This is a genomic window from Sphaerisporangium sp. NPDC005289 (genome assembly GCF_040607455.1).
Lineage (GTDB): Bacteria > Actinomycetota > Actinomycetes > Streptosporangiales > Streptosporangiaceae > Sphaerisporangium > Sphaerisporangium rhizosphaerae.
Genome location: NZ_JBEXGS010000012.1, coordinates 130,773 through 146,889 on the forward strand (window position 1 = coordinate 130,773; position 16,117 = coordinate 146,889).

Below are 16,117 nucleotides of genomic sequence, written 5' to 3' on the forward strand. Positions count from 1 at the left end.
CCGCACGCCCCCGGCTCGTCCTTTCGCAGAAGTGACGCGCCATCTCTCTTCGATCGAAAGGCACGACCAATCGTGACCATCACCAACACCGCCATGCCCGCCGACGCCATGACCGGCGCGGGGCACGACCAGGACGCGCGGACCGCGCGGTCCGCGCGGGCGGTGTCCAGTCCGAAGGGCTCCGCGTCCACGGCCCCCGCCGCAACCCGGCCGCAGGCCGTCCCCTCCGAGGCCCTCCCCGCCTCCGGTGAGACCCTCCCCGAGTCCGCCGCCGACGCGCCGGAGGAGTTCTCCCTGCTCGGCCTGCCCAAGCCGCTCATCACCGCGCTGGCCCGGCAGGGCATCACCAGCCCGTTCCCCATCCAGCGGGCCACCATCCCCGACATCCTGTCCGGCCGCCACGTCCTTGGCCGCGGCCAGACCGGCTCGGGCAAGACCCTGGCCTTCGGCCTGCCCACCATGGCGCTGCTCGGTGGCGTCAAGGCGGCGCCGCGCCGGCCGCTCGCCGTCATCCTGGTCCCCACGCGTGAGCTGGCGATGCAGGTGACCGACGCCCTCGAGCCGCTCGGCCGTGGCCTGTCCCTGCGCATCAAGACCGTCGTCGGCGGCATGTCCATGGGCCGGCAGATCGAGGCGCTGCGGCGCGGCGTCGAGATCGTCGTCGCCACCCCCGGCCGGCTCACCGACCTCATCCAGCAGGGCGAGTGCTCGCTGCAGGACGTGCGCGTGACGGTGATCGACGAGGCCGACCACATGTGCGACCTCGGCTTCTTCCCGGTGGTCAGCGCGCTGCTCGAGCGCACCCCCTCCGATGGCCAGCGCCTGCTGTTCTCCGCCACGCTCGACGGGGACGTCGACAAGCTGGTCCGCCGCTTCCTCCACGACCCGGTGACGCACTCGCTGGCCCCGGCCACCTCGCCGGTGGAGACGATGGAGCACCACGTGCTCCAGGTCACCCGGGACGACAAGTTCGCCGTCACCGCCGAGATCGCCGCCCGCGAAGGCCGCACGATCATGTTCGTGCGCACCCAGCACGGCGTCGACCGGCTGGTCAAGCAGCTCGCCCGGGTCGGCGTCCGCTCCGGCGGCCTGCACGGCGGCAAGCGGCAGAACCAGCGCACGCGCATCCTGTCGGAGTTCCGCGAGGGCGCCATCGGCGTGCTGGTCTGCACCGACGTGGCCGCGCGCGGCATCCACGTGGACGACGTCAGCCTCGTCCTGCACGTGGACCCGCCGATGGACCACAAGAGCTACCTGCACCGCGGCGGCCGCACGGCCCGCGCCGGCGAGCGCGGCACGGTCCTGACCCTCGTGCTGCCCAACGAGCGCCGCTCCACCGAGACGATGACCCGCCGGGCGGGCGTTCAGCCGTTCCGCCTGAAGGCCACGCCGGGGCACCCCCGCCTGGCCGAGGTGGCGGGCGCGCAGCGGCCGAGCGGCGTGGAGGTCGCGGTGTGGGAGCCGGCGGCCCCGGTCGCCAAGCGCCCGCGCCGCGAGGGCGGCCACGGCGGCGGTGACCGCCGTCCGCGCCGCTTCCACGACCGTCCCCGCGAGGACGGCGACCGCCGCGACGCCGCCCCCCGCGGCGAGCGCCCGGCCTCGGGCGACCGTCCCGCCCGCGGCTACCAGGGCGAGCGTCCCTCGCGCGGCTATCAGGGCGAGCGCCCGGCGCGCGACGCCCGCGGCGGCCCCCGCCGCCCCGCCTCCGACCGTCGCGAGCACACCCCCGGCCGCGCCGCCCGCTGACCCATCGACGAAGGCGCACCCGCTCCGTGCGGGTGCGCCTTCGTCATTTGCGGGGACCGTATGTCAGGACAAGAGACGATCTAGGCCGGTGGGGGAGCGGTGCTGCCTCGGGGGGTGAGGCGGGCGGCCTGGTCCTCGTAGGCGGTGACGTGGTCACCGGCGATGAGCGAGAGCAGGCGGCGGGCGCCGTGCGCGCCGTAGGCGGGGATGTCGCGGGTGAGCGCGGTGAGCGGTGGCCGGACCACCTGCGAGAGCGGGGAGTCGTCCCAGGCGACGATGGACAGGTCGCCGGGGACGTCCAGGCGCATCTCCTGGGCGACCGACAGCCCGGCCACGGCCATGATGTCGTTGTCGTAGACGACGGCGGTCGGCCGCGCGGGCGAGCTGAGCAGCCTGCGGGTGGCGCGGGCGCCCTGCTCGCCGGTGTAGTCGGTGTGCACGGTGACGGCCTCGCTCACGCCGAGGCTCGCGCAGACGGCGGTGAACGCCTCGTCGCGCAGCGCGGTGTGCAGGAGCCGGGGCAGGCCGGCGACCCGGGCAATGCGGCGGTGGCCGAGCGCGGCGAGGTATTCGACGGTCTCGCGGACGGCCGTGCCCTCGTCGGACCAGACCGGCAGCAGCGACCCCGACCCCGAGGGTTGCCCGAACACCACGACCGGCATGCCCATCGACTCCATCTCGCTCACGCGGGAGTCGTCGGAGTGCAGGTCGACCAGGATGGCGCCGTCGACGCGGCCCTCGCCCCACCATCGGCGGTAGACCGCCATCTCCTCGTCGTGGTCGGCGACCACCTGGAGCATGAGCGCGTACGACTGCGCCGACAGCTCCCCCTCGATGCCGCTGATGAGCTCCATGAAGAACGGCTCGACGCCGAGGAAGCGCGCCGGGCGGCACAGCGCCAGGCCGACGGTGTTGGCCCTGGCCCCGTTCAGGGCGCGGGCCGCGCTGTTGGGCCGCCAGCCGATCTCGTCGGCGATCGCCAGGATGCGCGCCCGGGTGGACGCCGACACCCCCGGCTGCCCGTTGAGCGCGTAGGACACCGCCCCTTTGGACACCCCGGCCTGCCGCGCGATGTCGGCGATCGTCGGACGTTTCACAGCGGCCCCTTTGCTGAACCGGTCTAGACCAACCGTGTCTGCCCAGTACCTTACTACGCTCCTTGCAGGTGGAACGGGCTCTCTCCCGGCCGGACGGCCGCCCGGCGTACGGGGCGCTGACCCTATCGGCGCGGGGAATCCAAGGGACGGGCACGGTGGCGCCCCCGTTGCGACCGCATAGGCGGGGGCCGTGGTCTCACGTTGCTTATCCGGTTCAGCACCTGTCTCCCTGTCAAAGGCGGAACACGCGGAACCGGCGGCCGTCACCTTCACCGGCGCCGCCGGCAGATGGGCACCAGATGGCCTGCCTGCCGCACGGCCGGGTCCCGTTCTGGTCCGTTTGACGCGCCGGGGGGCTCTCGGGCGGGTGCCTAGCACGCCTCGCGCCCGCCGCCGACTACTCTTGACGAGCAGGCACACCGACGTGAGAGAGACCATGAAGACCTTCGAAGAGCTGTTCGCCGAGCTTTCGGACAAGGCGCGCACCCGTCCCGCCGGGTCGGGCACCGTCGCGGCCCTGGACGCCGGTGTCCATGCCATCGGCAAGAAGGTCGTGGAGGAGGCCGCCGAGAGCTGGATGGCGGCCGAGCACGAGTCCACCGACCGGGCGGCCGAGGAGATCTCCCAGCTGCTCTACCACGTCCAGGTCCTCATGATCGCCCGGGGCATCGGGCTCGACGAGGTCTACAAGCATCTCTAGGCCGGAGCATCCGGCCGCAGCCGACCGACCTCGTTCCCCGACCCGATGCCTCTCCGATCCGAAAGGGACCACGGCAAGCCATGCTCCGTCTCGCCGTACCGAACAAGGGCGTGCTCAACGAGGCCGCCCAGACCATCCTGAAAGAAGCGGGCTACCGCTCGCGCAAAGACTCCAAGGAACTCGTGGTCGTCGACCCCGAGAACTCCTGCGAGCTGTTCTTCCTGCGCCCGCGCGACATCGCCGTCTACGTCGGCGAGGGCACCTTGGACGTCGGCATCACCGGCATGGACATGCTGGCCGACTCCGGGGCCCCGGCCGAACAGATCATCCCGCTCGGCTTCGGAGTCTCCACCTTCCGCCTGGCCGCCAAGCCCGGCGCGTTCACCTCGATCCACGACCTCCAGGGCATGCGCATCGCCACCTCCTACGCGGGGCTGCTCGGCAAGTATCTCGCCGAGGTGGGCGTCGACGCCCGGGTGATCAAGCTGGACGGCGCGGTGGAGACCGCGATCAGGCTCGGCGTCGCCGACGCCGTGGCCGACGTGGTCGAGACCGGCACCACGTTGAGGAATGTCGGCCTGGAGGTCTTCGGCGAGCCGATCGCGCAGTCGCAGGCGGCCCTGATCAAGCAGGTCGGCGCCGAGGAGACCCCCGCGGTCAGGCAGCTTGTCCGGCGCCTGCAGGGCGTGCTGGTCGCCCGCGACTACGTCATGATCGACTACGACATCCGGGCCGAGCGCATCGACGAGGCCATCGCGATCACCCCCGGCATGGAGGGGCCCACGGTCTCCCCGCTGCACCGCGAGGGCTGGGTCGCCGTCCGGGCGATGGTCCCGCGCAAGGGCCACCAGCAGATCATGGACCAGCTCTGGGAGATCGGCGCCAAGGCCGTCCTGGTCACCGCCATCTTCGCCTGCCGCCTTTGATTCCACGCTGATCCCGCTCCGATGATCCCGCTCTGACAAATGTCATCGCCAGGCCCGGATGGTCGGCACTGAGGATCTCCGGCGTTCCCTTCTAGCGTTGAGCACATGAACGCCATATCCCTCGCCGGCGTGCGAAAGAGCTTCGGTGAGGTCCGCGCCGTGGACGGCCTGGACCTCACCATGGAGGCCGGGCGCACGGTCGCGCTCCTCGGCCCGAACGGGGCCGGCAAGTCCACGACGATCAACATGCTGCTGGGCCTGACCCGCCCCACCGCCGGGGACATCCGCGTCTTCGGCCGCACCCCCGACCAGGCGGTCGCCGCCGGCGACATCGGCGCGATGCTCCAGGAAGGGACGCTCATCCCCGAGCTGACCGTCCGCGAGCTGGTCGACTTCGTCCGCCGCCTCTACCCTCGTCCCCTGCCGCTGGACGAGCTGCTGCGGATGGCCGACCTGACCGACCTGGCCTCGCGCCGTGCCGACCGGCTGTCCGGCGGTCAGTCCCAGCGGGTGCGGTTCGCCCTCGCCGTCGCCGGGTCGCCCCGGCTACTGGTGCTGGACGAGCCCACCGCCGCCATGGACGTCGAGTCGCGGCGCGCCTTCTGGGAGGGCATGCGCGCCTACGCCGCCCAGGGACGCACGGTGCTGTTCGCGACCCACTACCTGCAGGAGGCCGACGAGAACTCCGACCGGGTGATCGTCGTCGCCCGCGGCAAGGTGGTGGCCGACGGCACGGCCGCCGAGATCAAGGCGGGCGCCGGCGGCAGCTCGGTGGAGTTCTCGCTCGGCGTCCAGTCGGCGGCCCGCCTGGACGCCCTGCCGGGGGTCACCGGCGTCACCATCCTCGACGGCAGGGTGACGCTGCGCACCGCCGACACCGACGCGACCGTGGCCGCGCTGTACCGCCGCACCACGCTGGAGATCAGCGACCTGCAGATCAACGGGGCCGATCTGGAGGACGCCTTCCTCGCTCTCACCCAGTCCTCGGAGGCGTGAACCATGCCGCACTACATCAAGATCGAACTGCTTCGGATGTTGCGCAACAAGCGCTATATCATCTTCGTCGTGGCCTTCCCCGTCGCCTTCTACCTGCTGTACTCCAACCTGTACGGCGACCAGGCCGACCCCTCGACCGGCACGCGGGCCGCCGTCATCCTGATGGTGTCCATGGGCGCCTACGGGGCCCTGGCCGCCTCGATCATGTCCACCGCCGTCCCGTGGGCGCAGGAACGGCAGAGCGGCTGGCTGCGCCAGCTCCAGATCACCCCGCTGCCCGGCTGGTCGATCATCCTGACCAAGCTCATCGCGTCCCTGCTGCTGGTGCTGCCCGCGCTGCTGTTCGTCGTGCTGGCCGCGGTGCTCACCCAGCATGTGTCGCTGAGCGCGGGGGAGTGGGCCGCGCTGATCCCGGTCATGTGGGCGGGCACGATCCCGTTCGCGGCGCTCGGCCTCATCATCGGCTCGCTGGTGCGCCCGGACACCGCCCAGCCGATCGCCATCATCAGCATGTTCGGCCTCGCGCTGCTCGGCGGCCTGTGGTTCCCCGTCGACATGCTCCCCAGCGCCCTGCGCACCGTCGCGCACGTCCTGCCGTCCTACGACTACGCCTCCATCGGCTGGGAGATCGTCGCGGGTCACACCCCCTCGGGGGCGTCCGTGGCCGGCATTCTCGGCTGGGCGGTCGCGCTCGGCGCCGTCGCGGTGTTCGCCTACCGCAGGGCGACGGTGCGGGCCTGAGTCATGAGCGGTCTCAGCAGCGTGTTCACCTTCGGCGGGGTGGGCGACAAGCCGTCCCGCTGGAGGCGCCTGCTCGGCACGTCCTTCGGCCTGGTCTACCTGTTCTACCCGGTCTCGGACGTCACCTCGGGCGCGATCACCGGAACCAAGGCGTACTGGGCGGTCGCCTCGCTGGTCGCCTTCGTCACCTGCTACATCGCCACGGTGCTCAGCCCGAAGGACTACGGCGAGCCGGGACGCTGGACCGCTCCGCTGCTGTCGGTGCTCGTGCTGATGGCCATCGTGCTCCCGATCATCTTCGGGGGCGGCTGGGTGGCGCTGCCCGTCTACGTCACCGTCGTGATCAGCATGGGCCTGCCCAGCCGGGTGGCCCTGGCGGGCATCGCGGGAATGGCCGGCGTCGTGGTGGTGGACGGCCGCCTTTCCGGGGCCGACGGCGGGGCCATCGCGCTGCTGGTGATGCAGGTCGTCACGCTCGGCGTGCTGTTCATGAGCGTCCGCAACACCCGCGTTCTGCTCAACCGGCTGCACAGGGCGCAGAGCGAGGTGGCCCGCCTGGCGGCCAGCGAGGAACGGCTGCGCATCGCCCGCGACCTGCACGACCTGCTCGGCCACAGCCTGTCGCTCATCGTCCTCAAGAGCGAGCTGGCCGGACGGCTGGCCGAGAGCGGCTCGCCCAGGGCCACCGGCGAGATCCGCGACATCGAGTCGGTCGCCCGCATGGCCCTGCAGGAGGTCCGCGAGGCGGTCACCGGCTACCGCCAGCGCGGCCTGTCGGAGGAGCTCGACAGTGCCCGCGCCGCGCTCGACGCGGCGGGGGTGAATGTCGTGGTGCGCACCACCGGCACTCCGCTGCCCGACACCCTGGACGGCCTGTTCGGCTGGGCGGTGCGCGAAGGGATCACCAACGTCGTCCGCCACGCCCGTGCTCGCAGGTGCGAGATCACCGTGACCTACCACGAGGGCAAGGCCGGTCTCGAGGTCACCGACGACGGCCACGGGGACGGCACCTACGAGCCGGGCAGCGGCCTGACCGGGCTCGCCGAGCGCGTCCAGGCCGCCGGTGGCACCCTGGACGCCGGCCCCTCCGCCGGGGGCGGCTTCCACCTGCGTGTCACCGTCCCGGCCCCCGTGGGAACCCGCGCGTGACCCGGCTCACCGACCACCTGCGCATGGCTTGGCGCACACCCCACCCGGGCCGCGTCATGCCGCCGCCCGGCCTTCGCACCCCCGGGAGCGGCACGTGATCAGAGTGGTGCTGGCCGAGGACCAGGCGATGGTCAGGGGCGCCCTGTCCACCCTGCTCGGCCTGGAAGCCGACATCGAGGTCGTCGGCGAGGCCTCCACCGGGGAGGAGGCCGTCGCCGTCGTCCGCGAGACCAGGCCCGACATCGCTCTGCTGGACATCGAGATGCCGGTGATGGACGGCATCACGGCCGCCGCCGAGATCGTCCGCGTGGCGCCCGGGTGCCGCGTCATGATCCTCACGACGTTCGGCCGACCCGGCTACCTGCGCCGGGCGATGGAGGCCGGCGCGGTGGCGTTCATGGTCAAGGACAGCCCGGCCCGCGAGCTGGCCGCCGCCATCAGGCGGGTGCTGGCCGGGGAGCGGGTGATCGACCCGGCCCTGGCCGCCGCCGCCCTCAGCGCCGGCCCGAACCCGCTGTCCCCGCGGGAACGCGACGTGCTGTCCGCCGCCGCCGACGGCTCGACCATCGGCGACATCGCCCTGCGCCTGCACCTGTCCGAGGGCACCGTCCGCAACTACCTGTCCACGGCCATCCAGAAGACCCACACCCGCAACCGCATAGAAGCCGTCCAGCGAGCCCAATCCCAAGGCTGGCTCTGACGACGTGCGTGAGGGCATGGCCGGAGCATCCGGCGCGCTTCGCGCGAGCGACGCTCGGGCCGTTCGGACGAGCCCGGAAAGTTCTGGAAGAGATCCGGGGAGGCGTGTCGGATCGGGGCGGTGGTGTTCGTAGCAGTGGTGAGGCCGCCGCAAGGCGCGCGACCGACTTCCCGCGAGGAGACACCGTGACCGCCACGTACACCTTCGACATCTTCTCCACCCTTGACGGCTTCGCCAATCACGACGGTGACTGGGGCGGCTACTGGGGCAAGCAGGGCCCCGAGTTCCTCGCATATCGCGCCGCCGCCTACCGCGACCCGCTGCGCATGGTGCTCGGGGCCACGACCTACTCGTCGAACGCGCCGTTCCTTGACGCGGGCTTCGACCGCAGCCTGTTCGACGGGTGGATCACGCGCATGTTCGCCTCCCCGGTCACGGTGCTGTCCAGCCGGCTGAGCGAGCCGCTCGACTGGCCGGACACGACCGTCGAGTCCGGCGATCCCGTCGAGGTGGTCACGCGGCTCAAGGCCGAATCCGATGTGCCGCTGCGCTCCCACGGCAGCCTGACGCTCAACCGGGCGCTGCTGAACGCCGGCCTGGTCGACACCATCGAGGTGACGGTCTTCCCGGTGATCTCCGGGGCGACCGGCGTGGACCGGGTCTTCGACGGCGCTGACGACTTCGACCTCGAACTGCTCGAGGCCCGGACCTTCGACCGCCACACGCAGGTGCTGACCTACCGGCCGACCCGACACGGCTGATCGGCGACGGGACCGCCGCCGGTTCGCGTGGCGGTCGGCCCGGCCCCGAAACCGCTGCCGTGGCTAGGCCGGTGGCTCGACGACCACCGCCAGCATGCGGGTGACCTGAGCCGTCAGCAGATCCGGATCGGCGTCGCGCAGCGCCGAGGTACCGATGAGGCGGCGCAGCAGCCAGGTGCCGGCCAGCAGGGCGAGCCCCAGTTCGGCGCGTTCCCGCGCGTGGGGGCCGTGCAGGGCGGCGCTGAACCGGGCCCCCACGTGCTTCTCGATGCCGGCTCGGATGATCTCCGCGGCTCTTGGGTTGGCCGCCGACTTGAGCATCAGCTCGAACGGTCCGAGGTGGTCCGTCTCCGGGGCGGTGCGGTCCACCAGCGCGCGGGCGGTCTCGGCCGTCACATCTGCCGGATCGGCCGGGACCATCGTGGGGTCGGCGAACGAGACGTCCACCACCTCGGTGAACAGCCCTTCCTTGGAGCCGAAATAGCGGTTGACGAGCATGGCCGTCACTCCCGCGTCCGCGGCTATGTCGCGGACGCCCACCCCGTCGTAGCCGTGCCGGGTGAAGGCCGTGATCGCCGAGGTCAGGATGGCCTGCCGGGTGGCCGCGGCATTGCGGGGCCGGGCGGTGGGGTGCGTCATGGCGAGCAAGTCTACAGCTGACAACTTGTCATGGTAGTCTACGACTGTAGACAAAAGTCTCGACCCAAGGAGTTCTGATGGATCTGCAACTCATTGGACGTCGCGCCCTGATCACCGGGTCGACGTCCGGACTCGGTGAGGCCACCGCCCGGCTGCTCGCCCGGGAAGGCGCCGCGGTCGTGGTCCATGGCCGCAGCGCAGAGCGGGCACGGGCGGTCGCCGACTCGATCGCCGCCGACGGCGGAAAGGCGTCGATCGCGGTGGGCGACCTGGCCACCGATGCCGGCGCGGACGCGACGGCCGAGGACGCTCTGGCCGGCGGTGACGTCGACATCCTGGTCAACAACGCCGGCGCGTACGAGCACCTGAACTGGGCCGACGCCACCGCGGACATCTGGCAGGACACCTACGACATCAATGTCGTGTCCGGGGTGCGGATGATCCAGCGCCTGGTTCCCGCCATGCGTGAGCGCGAGTACGGGCGGGTCGTCACCATCGGAGGCGGCCTGAGCACGCAACCGTTCAACAGCCACCCGCACTACAACGCCTCCCTCGCGGCCCGGCACAACCTGGCCGTCTCACTCGCCCGCGACCTGGCCGGCACCCGCGTCACCTCCAACGTCGTGGCACCCGGCGCGATCCTCGTCCCGGCCGTGCGGGACTTCCTGGTCAAGCTGTCGCCCGGGCGCGGCTGGGGCGAGACCTGGGAGGAGATCGAGTACAACTCGGTCCGCGAGATCGTGCCCAACGACCGGGTGCGTTACGGCAGGCCAGAGGAGATCGCGGGCGCCGTCGCCTACCTGTGCGGCCCCTACGCCGAGTACATCAGCGGCGCCACCATCCGCGTCGACGGCGGCACGGTCCGCGGCGCCTTCTGAAGACACCTAGGGCGTGTATCGGAAGTGCTGGGATCATTTAGGCCATGACAGCTGATCGGAATGGCATGGAGGTCGTCTTCCAGCGTGTCGGCGTCGACCGTATGGACGAGGTGCTGTGCGTGCTCGATGAGGCGGCGGGATGGCTCAACGCACGTGGAATCGGCCAGTGGCCTGTGCGTTTTGAGGCCGCATGGGTTGAGGAGGCCCTCTCTCGGGGCGACACGTGGCTGGTGGCTACCGGGGACAAGGTGGCGGGGACGGTCACCATGGACTGGTCGGATCCGCTGTGGGCGGATGCCGACGGCGCGGCGGGATACCTGCACCGCATGGCCGTGCGTCGATGGGCGGCGGGGCTCGGGGCCCGCATTCTCGACTGGGCAGCCAATGCCGCACGGCAGCAGGGCGCCAACTCCCTGCGGCTGGACTGCGTGAAGTCCAATGATCGGCTGCGTGCCTACTACGAGGCCCACGGCTTCGCGCACCGCGGAGACGTGCCGGTGGGGGGTGCTCCTGGTCAGCGGCTGGAGGATGGTCCGGTCACCTGGGTCAGCCGCTATGAGCTTGCCCTGCCGCGGCGCGAGTCATAGCCACTCGTTGATGGCCGCGACAAGGACGATGGCCTCGTACCGGACGGCGAGTTTCGCATAGCGGGTGGCTACCGCCCGGTGCCTCTTGAGGCGGTTGATCCCGCACTCCACCGCGTGGCGCTCGCGGTAGTCGACCTGGTCGAACTTCGGCGGCCGGCCGCCGCGTGAGCCGCGCTTCTTGCGGTTGCGGACCTGGTCGGCCTTGTCCGGGATGGTGCTGCGGATCCCGCGCCGGCGTAGGTAGGCGCGGTTGTTGCGGGAGGCATACGCTTTATCGGCGCGGACGCGGTCCGGCCGGGTGCGGGGCCTGCCCGGCCCAAGGCGGGGCACACGGATCTTCTTTACGCGCCACGAATCGAGATCGTCTCACGTCGAAGATCGACTTTCGATACACGCCCTAGTGCGACCAGCCAGGTCATCGCGTGTCGAGCCCAATCCCAAAGCCGGCTCTGCCGAGGAATCCGGCGGGGAGCACGAGCCCGACGGCGTGTCCGGCGTGCCCCTGATTCTGGGCGACGTCGGCGATCCATATCCGACGGAGCCGCGGCGCAGATGCGGCTGCGGCGGAATGCCCCCGACGGTGACCTGTCCGCCTGATGGGCGGGACGCTCTCTGTATCGAACATGTGATCTAAAAATCTGGAGCCGGTGCTTCGGCCGAGGTTACGATCTTGCTGTTCGCCGGCCGGGTCGATCGGCCGGCTCTCCACGCTGACGGGGCGGGAAGACGCCCCGCTGACCGAACGGAGATCGAGCTTGAGGCGTGCGCTGATCGCGATGGGCATGGGGTTGAGCTTGCTGGGGTCCACCGTCGTCGCAGGTCCGGCCCGGGCCGCGAGTCCGCTGGCCGTGCCGTTGGCTTCCACTGTGACGGCGGCTCAGCAGGTCGCGAGCTTCTGGCTGGCCGACGGGGCCGCCAATCTGAGGAACGCCACGCCGTACACCGTGGAGACCGAGACCAGCGGCGAACGGCTTTCCGCCGGCATCGTCCCGGACGGTCCTCCGGCGTCCATCCCGCCGCTGGAGGGGCCTGCCTCGCCTGAGGGCGAAACGCCCCCGACCTCGGGCAAGGTCTTCTTCATCGGCAGCGATCTGCTGCCGCACTGGTGCACGGGCACGGTCGTGCACGCGAAGTTCAGGAACGTCGTCGCGACGGCGGGGCACTGCGTGCTGGACGTTGAGGCTCCGATGGGCGCGCTCTGGAAGTGGGTCTTCGTCCCCGGCGGCCACTCCGACGGAACGACCCCGTTCGGCCTCTATGTCGGCAAGCGTGCCTACACCCACTACGACCTGGACGACCTTCGCGACTACGACCGGGACTACGCCTTCGTGAACGTGTACGACGGGGTCGTCTCCGCGTCGCCGGACGCGCTGAGCGATGTCGGGAGGCTGGGCGATAACGTCGGCGGGCAGGGAATCGAGGCCAACCAGCCGCTCCCGTCGACGGTGGACGTGCTCGGCTATCCCGCCGGCCCTCACCCCGACGGCAGCCTGCCCTACACCGGCGGGACCCTCGAACGCTCGACCGGAGCGGCCTTCGCGGCGAAGGTCACGATGTTCAGGATGGACCGGCCTGTCGGCGTGGATTCACCGTTCACCGGTGAGGGGTCCCTCGGGTCCTCGTGGCTGACCCAGTACAGCGACGACAGCCGTAAGGGCTATCTCAACGGCATCACGGTCAGCGTTTCCGACACCGACGGCGACGGCCGGTACGACACCGGCATATCGCCGTACTTCGACGGCGAGTTGTACGGGGTCTACCTCAAGGCCACCGCCTACTGGACGGGTTCCATCATCTGAGCGCCCTCCGTCCCCACCGCGCCCGCCCGCACGGGTGGGCGCGGTGCCGCTGTTGATTCCTTCAGGCCACCTCGCCGGCCTTCGTGGCGCGCAGGAAGCTCGTCCAGGCCTCCGGGGGGGAAGGTCGGGACGGGACCAGCCGAGGTTGGTACATCAGCGGCGCGACCGTCCGCGTCGACGGCGGCACGGTCCGCGGCGCCTTCTGAAGACGCCCATCGGGATCCACCCATCGAGGGCCGTAAGGCCCGCCGGCAGCGGCTGACCTGGCGCCGGCGTGGCTACAGATGGTCGCTGACGAGCGTGGCGAACTCGTCCAGCACGTGCAAGGTCTCGTCCTCGGGCAGGGTCGGCAGCGAAAGCGCCAGGCGGTCGGCCCCCGCTTCCGCGTAGGCGGCGATGAGTTCGGCATCGGGGGACACCGACGCCACGATCACCGGCACGTCCCCGGCGACCTCGGCCAACTGGTCCAACTGGGGCCGGACCCGGGCCGGGTCGTCCGCCGAGTGCGGCATCCAACCATCGCCGTGCTCCGCCACCCTGGCCAACGCCGCCTGGCCATCTCCACCGATGTAAATGGGCGGATGCGGGTCTTGTACCGGCTTGGGCCAGCAGAACATCGGGTCGAAGTCAACGTACCGGCCGTGGAACTCGGCCTCGTCCTTGGTCCAGATCTCCTTGATCGCGGTGAGCCGTTCGTTCAGCAGGGCCCCCCGGGTGCGTGGATCCGTGCCGTGATCGCGCATCTCCTCCCGATTCCAGCCCGTGCCCACGCCGAAGATCACCCGGCCGTGGGACACCAGGTCCAGGCTGGCGACCTCCTTGGCGGTATGAATGACATCGCGCTGGGCCAGCAGGGCCACGCCGGTTCCCAGCAGCAGGTCGTCGGTCACCGTCGCAGCGACGGACAACGCGACGAATGGGTCCAGCGTGCGGTAATACACCCTGGGCAGCTCGCCGCCCATGATGAACGGCGTCTCTCGCTTCACTGGGACATGGCTGTGCTCGTGCAGGAAAAGGGAATCGAAACCGCGCTCCTCCAACGCCTTGGCCAGCACGGCAGACCGGATGCCCTCGTCCGTGATGAACGTCGTGACACCAACCCTCATCTCTCAAGTGAAGCACTCTCCCTGCGCCTGTCGCCTGCCAGGGGTGGGCCGGAGTGGCACCGCTCGACGCGGAACCGTGCGGCGTCCGGTACGGCACCACGATGCGGCGCCGTTCGAGCCTGTCACCGATCTTCACCACCGTCAGGCCGCGGGCCACCCGCCGGCGGGTTCCGCCGTGCACGCGTTCTCAGGCCGTTCCTGGGGTGAGGCAGCACTGCAGGTAGTGTGAGTACGTGGGAGTCGCGCTGCTGGGCGCGCCATCTGGTTCGGTATCCACAACCGCGCATCGACAGCGATCGGCGCGTTCTCAGAGCTCGCAGGCATCGTCCCCTGAACGGCATCACTGGGATCTGTGAGATCGAAACATGAGGACACATCATGTCGAGGGTCACATATGAACCGAAGGCCACGGGCCTGGTCCTGATCGACACTGTGAACGACATCTTCTCCGAGAACGGAAAAGGCTACCCTCTCTTCAAGGACGAGTTCGCGCGGATCGGCGTTCTGGAGAATCTCGTACGCCTGCTCGCGGGGGCACGCGAGCGACAGATGCCGATCTTTTTCTGTCCGATGTCCTACACCGAAGAGGACTACACGACGTGGAAGCACCTGTCCGGCATCCACCAGGAGATGTACGAAAAGCGGATGTTCGAGGCCGGCAGTTGGGGCGCTGACTTTCACCCTCGGCTGGGGCCGCGTCCCGGCGAGATCACGATCATCCCGCACAAGAACATCGACGTGATCGCCAACACCGACCTCGACGTCCAACTACGTCAGCACGGCGTCGAGTACGTCGCGGTCGCCGGGATGATCGGCACCCTCTGCGTGGAGTCGACCGCGCGCAGTGCGATGGAACGCGGCTACCACGTGACGACGTTCACGGACGCCACCGCCGCCATCGGCGGCGAGGAGGCCTACGAGGAAATGGTGCGGCGCTACCGGCTGATCTCACATGCCACCGTCGACGTCGGAGGCTTCCTCGCGGCGAGCGGCAAGAGCGTTCGGTCAGGCTGAAGGCAGGCGGCGGGTGGCCGCGGACCGGTCCTCAGCCGGCCGCTGACCTCGTGGCGAGGTCATTCTCTCCGCCGGGGCGCGACGGTGATCTCCTCATCCAGGCCGGCATGGATCCGCGAGATCTCGGACGTGGACATCCCGGAATCGACGCCCAGGGCCGCCGCCGGCTCATGTGCCGGTCGCGCAGTGCCGGCGGCGGGCTTTCTCCGCTCAAGCGCTCAGGGGGTCTGGCCGGACTTCATGGCCCGGAGGAACCTCGTCCAGGCCTCCGGGGGGAAGGTCAGGACGGGGCCGCCGGGATTGGTGGAGTCGCGGACGGCGACGACTCCGGGCAGGTTGGCCGCCACCTCGACGCACATGCCGCCGTCGCTTCCGGACCGGCTCGATTTGCGCCATCGCGCCTTGGTCAGATCCATCTCCGCACCGCTTCCTCGATCATCTTGAGGGACAGGGTCTGTGCGTGAGCTTCGCCGCGGAGAGTGTCGTGCAAGGTGCGAAGCCGTGTGATCGTCGCGCGATCGTCAACGGTACGTCCCTGCGGCTGTGTCTCCACATATCCGGTATAAGCGGAACCGCGCATTTCCGCTATGCCGAACGCCCCGAGAAACCCTGCGGCGGCCCTGGAACCGTAGGGGACTATCTGAATGGTGATCCTCGGCAGGCGGGACATTCCCGCCAGGCTTTCCATCTGCTCACGCATGACGGCGGGGCTTCCGATCGGCCGATGGAGAACGCCCTCGTCGACGAGGGCCCAGACCATGGGCGGGTCGTCGCGTGAGAGGGCGTTCTTGCGCTGCATGCGGCCGGCGAGGCGTGTCCCGATCATTTCCGCCGTGATGCCTGGGTCGTCCTCGAAGAGCGTCCGTGCATATGCCTGTGTCTGGAAAAGGCCGGGGACGAGGAGGGGGTCCCATAGACGGAGATCGGTCGCGCGTAGTTCCTCGGCGGCCCAGTCGCGGAAGTGTTCGGGGACCGGGGGGAGGGGCGGCCAGGCGTCCAGGTAGAGGCCCTGCATGACGCCGTCGAGGCCGAAGACCTGGTCGCACAACTGGGCGAGGCCTTCTGTGGGGATGCGTCTGCAGGTCTCGACCATGCCGATCAGGCTCTCGGAGTAGCCGACCCTGCGGCCGAACTGCTCCTGGGTCATCCCCGCCCTGAGGCGGTGCCGCCGTAGCTCGTACGAGAACCGCGCCGCACCCGATGATTGGGGGTCGATATCGACCAGTCTGCCCATCTATCCCTCGCCTTTGCCGCGCCACGGCACATCCCACGAGCTCA

17 protein-coding genes and 1 pseudogene are annotated in these 16,117 nt (G+C 70.3%); 12 read left to right on the top strand and 6 right to left on the bottom strand.

Features of this window, described 5'->3' with window-relative positions; all coding sequences use genetic code 11:
- Positions 1–72 precede the first annotated feature (72 nt).
- Positions 73–1,746 (top strand): DEAD/DEAH box helicase, encoded by a 1,674-nt coding sequence (locus tag ABZT47_RS22005; protein ID WP_354844946.1) that lies wholly within the window; start codon positions 73–75, stop codon positions 1,744–1,746.
- A gap of 80 nt (positions 1,747–1,826) precedes the next feature.
- On the opposite strand, the gene ABZT47_RS22010 is transcribed toward ABZT47_RS22005, so the two are convergent.
- Positions 1,827–2,843 (bottom strand): LacI family DNA-binding transcriptional regulator, encoded by a 1,017-nt coding sequence (locus tag ABZT47_RS22010; RefSeq protein ID WP_354844949.1) that lies wholly within the window; start codon positions 2,841–2,843, stop codon positions 1,827–1,829.
- A gap of 436 nt (positions 2,844–3,279) precedes the next feature.
- On the opposite strand from ABZT47_RS22010, the gene ABZT47_RS22015 reads away from it, so the two are divergent.
- The 7 genes from ABZT47_RS22015 to ABZT47_RS22045 all read left to right on the top strand — a co-directional run bounded on the left by ABZT47_RS22015 (position 3,280) and on the right by ABZT47_RS22045 (position 8,816).
- Positions 3,280–3,543, top strand: a complete 264-nt coding sequence (locus ABZT47_RS22015) for a phosphoribosyl-ATP diphosphatase (protein ID WP_248961442.1) — start codon at positions 3,280–3,282, stop codon at positions 3,541–3,543.
- Positions 3,544–3,623: 80 nt separating this feature from the next.
- Entirely contained in the window at positions 3,624–4,469 is an 846-nt protein-coding gene (gene hisG, locus ABZT47_RS22020; RefSeq protein WP_354844952.1) for an ATP phosphoribosyltransferase, read from the top strand.
- A gap of 105 nt (positions 4,470–4,574) precedes the next feature.
- The gene (locus tag ABZT47_RS22025) at positions 4,575–5,465 is read left to right on the top strand and encodes an ABC transporter ATP-binding protein (protein WP_354844955.1); all 891 of its coding nucleotides are present in this window, start codon (positions 4,575–4,577) and stop codon (positions 5,463–5,465) included.
- A 3-nt stretch (positions 5,466–5,468) separates the two neighbouring features.
- Positions 5,469–6,206 carry an ABC transporter permease gene (locus ABZT47_RS22030; protein WP_354844957.1) on the top strand — a complete coding sequence of 246 codons (738 nt, stop codon included), beginning with the start codon at positions 5,469–5,471 and terminating at the stop codon, positions 6,204–6,206.
- 3 nt (positions 6,207–6,209) lie between these two features.
- A complete protein-coding gene (locus ABZT47_RS22035) occupies positions 6,210–7,355 on the top strand; it encodes a sensor histidine kinase (RefSeq protein WP_354844960.1) in 1,146 nt (381 codons plus the stop codon).
- A 94-nt stretch (positions 7,356–7,449) separates the two neighbouring features.
- Positions 7,450–8,055 carry a response regulator transcription factor gene (locus tag ABZT47_RS22040; protein WP_354844963.1) on the top strand — a complete coding sequence of 202 codons (606 nt, stop codon included), beginning with the start codon at positions 7,450–7,452 and terminating at the stop codon, positions 8,053–8,055.
- Positions 8,056–8,240: 185 nt separating this feature from the next.
- Positions 8,241–8,816 carry a dihydrofolate reductase family protein gene (locus ABZT47_RS22045; RefSeq protein WP_354844966.1) on the top strand — a complete coding sequence of 192 codons (576 nt, stop codon included), beginning with the start codon at positions 8,241–8,243 and terminating at the stop codon, positions 8,814–8,816.
- 63 nt (positions 8,817–8,879) lie between these two features.
- Here ABZT47_RS22045 and ABZT47_RS22050 read toward each other — a convergent pair whose 3' ends face one another.
- Positions 8,880–9,479, bottom strand: a complete 600-nt coding sequence (locus tag ABZT47_RS22050) for a TetR family transcriptional regulator (RefSeq protein WP_354844969.1) — start codon at positions 9,477–9,479, stop codon at positions 8,880–8,882.
- 53 nt (positions 9,480–9,532) lie between these two features.
- Here ABZT47_RS22050 and ABZT47_RS22055 point away from each other — a divergent pair, with 53 nt between their 5' ends.
- Complete coding sequence (locus ABZT47_RS22055; protein WP_354844973.1) at positions 9,533–10,333, top strand: SDR family oxidoreductase; 801 nt, start codon at positions 9,533–9,535, stop codon at positions 10,331–10,333.
- 44 nt (positions 10,334–10,377) lie between these two features.
- A complete protein-coding gene (locus tag ABZT47_RS22060; RefSeq protein WP_354844976.1) occupies positions 10,378–10,920 on the top strand; it encodes a GNAT family N-acetyltransferase in 543 nt (180 codons plus the stop codon).
- Here ABZT47_RS22060 and ABZT47_RS22065 read toward each other — a convergent pair.
- Positions 10,915–11,265 (bottom strand): annotated as a pseudogene (locus tag ABZT47_RS22065) (transposase); the annotation flags it as partial. The gene ABZT47_RS22060 and the pseudogene ABZT47_RS22065 sit on opposite strands and share 6 nt — an antisense overlap.
- A gap of 410 nt (positions 11,266–11,675) precedes the next feature.
- On the opposite strand from ABZT47_RS22065, the gene ABZT47_RS22070 reads away from it, so the two are divergent.
- The gene (locus ABZT47_RS22070; protein ID WP_354844978.1) at positions 11,676–12,719 is read left to right on the top strand and encodes a hypothetical protein; all 1,044 of its coding nucleotides are present in this window, start codon (positions 11,676–11,678) and stop codon (positions 12,717–12,719) included.
- A 278-nt stretch (positions 12,720–12,997) separates the two neighbouring features.
- Here ABZT47_RS22070 and ABZT47_RS22075 read toward each other — a convergent pair whose 3' ends face one another.
- On the bottom strand, positions 12,998–13,825 hold the full coding sequence (locus ABZT47_RS22075) for an LLM class F420-dependent oxidoreductase (protein WP_354844981.1): 828 nt from the start codon (positions 13,823–13,825) through the stop codon (positions 12,998–13,000).
- Positions 13,826–14,203: 378 nt separating this feature from the next.
- On the opposite strand from ABZT47_RS22075, the gene ABZT47_RS22080 reads away from it, so the two are divergent.
- Complete coding sequence (locus tag ABZT47_RS22080; protein WP_354844984.1) at positions 14,204–14,839, top strand: isochorismatase family cysteine hydrolase; 636 nt, start codon at positions 14,204–14,206, stop codon at positions 14,837–14,839.
- Between the two features lie 218 nt (positions 14,840–15,057).
- Here the strand turns inward: ABZT47_RS22080 and ABZT47_RS22085 are convergent, their stop codons facing one another.
- Together ABZT47_RS22085 and ABZT47_RS22090 are read right to left on the bottom strand one after the other, a co-directional pair.
- On the bottom strand, positions 15,058–15,255 hold the full coding sequence (locus tag ABZT47_RS22085) for a DUF397 domain-containing protein (RefSeq protein WP_354844986.1): 198 nt from the start codon (positions 15,253–15,255) through the stop codon (positions 15,058–15,060).
- Complete coding sequence (locus ABZT47_RS22090) at positions 15,246–16,073, bottom strand: helix-turn-helix transcriptional regulator (protein ID WP_354844989.1); 828 nt, start codon at positions 16,071–16,073, stop codon at positions 15,246–15,248. Before ABZT47_RS22090 ends, ABZT47_RS22085 begins: the two co-directional genes overlap by 10 nt.
- Positions 16,074–16,117 lie beyond the last annotated feature (44 nt).